A 2,598-nucleotide genomic window follows, 5' to 3' on the forward strand; every position below is an offset into this window, starting at 1 on the left:
GGGGGGTTTGTTTTTTGATATAAACACCCCAACGCGGGGGGGGGGGCGCCCCCGCCCCCCCCGCCCCCGGCCCGCCCCCCCCCGAAAAACCTGCCGGGGGGGGGGGCGGGGGGGCCCCCCCGCCGAGGGACGACGAGGAACAGACTTCATGAACGACCAGATCCCCGCCGGCGACGAGCACGGTGAGCTTGGCGACGCCGAGTACACGGAGTTCATGGAGCTCGCCCGGCAGGAGGGGTTCGACCTCGACGAGGTGGAGAGCGACATCGCGGCGGCCGGCCACGGCCCGCTGCCGGTGCTCGCCGTCGTCGGCCGCCCCAATGTCGGCAAGTCGACCCTGGTGAACCGCATCCTCGGGCGCCGTGAGGCCGTCGTCGAGGACCGGCCCGGCGTCACCCGTGACCGGGTGACGTACGAGGCGGAGTGGGCCGGCCGGCGCTTCAAGGTGGTGGACACCGGCGGCTGGGAGCAGGACGTGCTCGGCATCGACGCCTCCGTCGCCGCCCAGGCCGAGTTCGCGATGGAGGCCGCCGACGCGGTGATCTTCGTCGTGGACGCCACCGTGGGCTCGACCGACACCGACGAGGCCGTGGTCAAGCTGCTGCGCCGGGCCGGCAAGCCGGTCGTGCTGTGCGCCAACTAGGTCGACGGCCCCTCCAGCGAGGCCGACGCCGCCGCGCTGTGGTCGCTCGGACTCGGCGAGCCGCACCCGGTCTCCGCGCTGCACGGCCGCGGCACCGGCGACATGCTCGACGCCGCCCTGGACGCACTGCCCGAGGCGCCCGCGCAGACCTTCGGCACGGCGCTCGGCGGCCCGCGCCGGGTGGCGCTCATCGGCCGGCCCAACGTCGGCAAGTCCTCGCTGCTCAACAAGGTCGCCGGCGAGGAGCGGGTGGTCGTCAACGAGCAGGCGGGCACCACCCGCGACCCGGTCGACGAGCTGATCGAACTCGGCGGCAAGACCTGGAAGTTCGTGGACACCGCCGGCATCCGGCGCCGGGTCCACCTCCAGGAGGGCGCCGACTACTACGCCTCGCTGCGCACCGCAGCCGCCCTGGAGAAGGCGGAGGTCGCGGTGGTGCTGATCGACGCCAGCGAGTCGATCAGCGTGCAGGACCAGCGGATCATCACCATGGCCGTGGACGCGGGCCGTGCGCTGGTCATCGCGTACAACAAGTGGGACACCCTCGACGAGGAGCGCCGCTACTACCTGGAGCGCGAGATCGAGCGGGACCTGGTGCAGATCCCGTGGGCGCAGCGGGTCAACGTCTCGGCACGCACCGGGCGGCACATGGAGAAGCTGGTCCCGGCGATCGAGACGGCCATCGTCGGCTGGGAGACCCGGGTGCCCACCGGCCGGCTGAACGCCTTCCTCGGTGAGATCGTCGCCTCCCACCCGCACCCCATCCGCGGCGGCAAGCAGCCGCGCATCCTGTTCGGCACGCAGGCGGGCACCAAGCCCCCGCGCTTCGTGCTCTTCGCCTCCGGCTTCCTGGAGGCCGGCTACCGCCGCTTCGTGGAGCGCCGGCTGCGCGAGGAGTTCGGCTTCGACGGCACGCCGATTCACCTTTCGGTGCGGGTGCGGGAGAAGCGGGGCCGCAAGAAGTAGTTTTCTGGCGCCATCTGCACAACGTTATACACATGGGTGTGGGTGTGTGCGGGCGTTGGGGTGGCTGTATGGCGGCGTGACCGCGGGGTGGCACGGCCGTACGGAGCTTGGCACCGCCTCCGCGGGAGCCGTAGGTCGTCGTGCGGACCGCACTGCGATGCCGGCGCGCGGGCTGGCGCACACCCAGGGGAACGCGGTGCGTACGCCGGAACGACCGAGCGGCCCGGGGGCAACTGCCCCGGGGCCGCTCGCGTGCCTACGGCCAGGCCCCGCGTCGACCCGGTCGACCGACCACCACCGTGGGCGGCGCGACGTACCGCTGCCGCCCCCGTGGCGAGCCGCCCTCGCCGTACCGGCCCGGCGTCGCACCGGTGCCGCTGGCTAGAGGCCGTGCCGCCCGCTGTCCCGTGGTGCCGGTGGCAGGGCCGCCGGCAGTCCCGGGCGCTGGTGGCGGCCGGTGCCCCGCCAGTGGCCGCCGTCCCAGGTGCCCGTGCGCTCCCAGCCGCCCTGACGGTCCCACCCGCCGCGCTGCTCGCGCGGACCGAACGCGGTGAACTTCAGGTCCTCCTCGCCCGTACGGTCCCCGGGCAGGGCCCGGAAGGACCTGCGGTACTCCGCGTACAGGGCGTCGAAGATCGGCGTGGCCGAGGTGCTGGCCGGCGGCTGCGGTCTGGGGTGCTCGGTCGCCGCCTCGTGCGAGGGGCGCATGCCGGGGATGGGGGGCGGCTGGTACGGATCGCGGGGGGCGGGCTCGTAAGTGTGCACGTAAGCGCCAACGACCCGGCCGCCCGTCGGATGCGGGAATTGCGGCGAATGTGCCGCTCGTGAGGCATATGGGTGAGTGTGCGGACGGGGCTGGCCCCGCGCCTGTACCGGGAACGCCGCTCCGTGCGGGGCCGGGCCGGCCGGGGGGGGGCCCCGGGCGGGGGGGGGGGCCGGCGGGCGCGCCGGGCCCCGCGCGGGCGGGGCGGCGCCCCCCCCCCCCCCCC

General features: G+C 74.5%; 1 protein-coding gene and 1 pseudogene. One reads left to right on the forward strand and one right to left on the reverse strand.

Features of this window, described 5'->3' with window-relative positions; genetic code table 11:
* The first annotated feature begins 148 nt into the window (after positions 1-148).
* Positions 149-1,609 (forward strand): annotated as a pseudogene (gene der / locus AAHZ94_RS32385) (ribosome biogenesis GTPase Der).
* A 381-nt stretch (positions 1,610-1,990) separates the two neighbouring features.
* Here the strand turns inward: der and AAHZ94_RS32390 are convergent.
* Positions 1,991-2,317: a hypothetical protein gene (locus AAHZ94_RS32390; RefSeq protein WP_349997281.1), complete on the reverse strand. Its 327-nt coding sequence runs from the start codon at positions 2,315-2,317 to the stop codon at positions 1,991-1,993.
* Positions 2,318-2,598: the final 281 nt, after the last annotated feature.

This window comes from Streptomyces sp. HSW2009, assembly GCF_040240285.1.
Lineage (GTDB): Bacteria > Actinomycetota > Actinomycetes > Streptomycetales > Streptomycetaceae > Streptomyces.

Excerpts from the sequence above, each read along its gene's own strand:
- AAHZ94_RS32390 (WP_349997281.1), bottom strand. The coding sequence starts at position 2,317 with ATGCGCCCCTCGCACGAGGCGGCGACCGAGCACCCCAGACCGCAGCCG.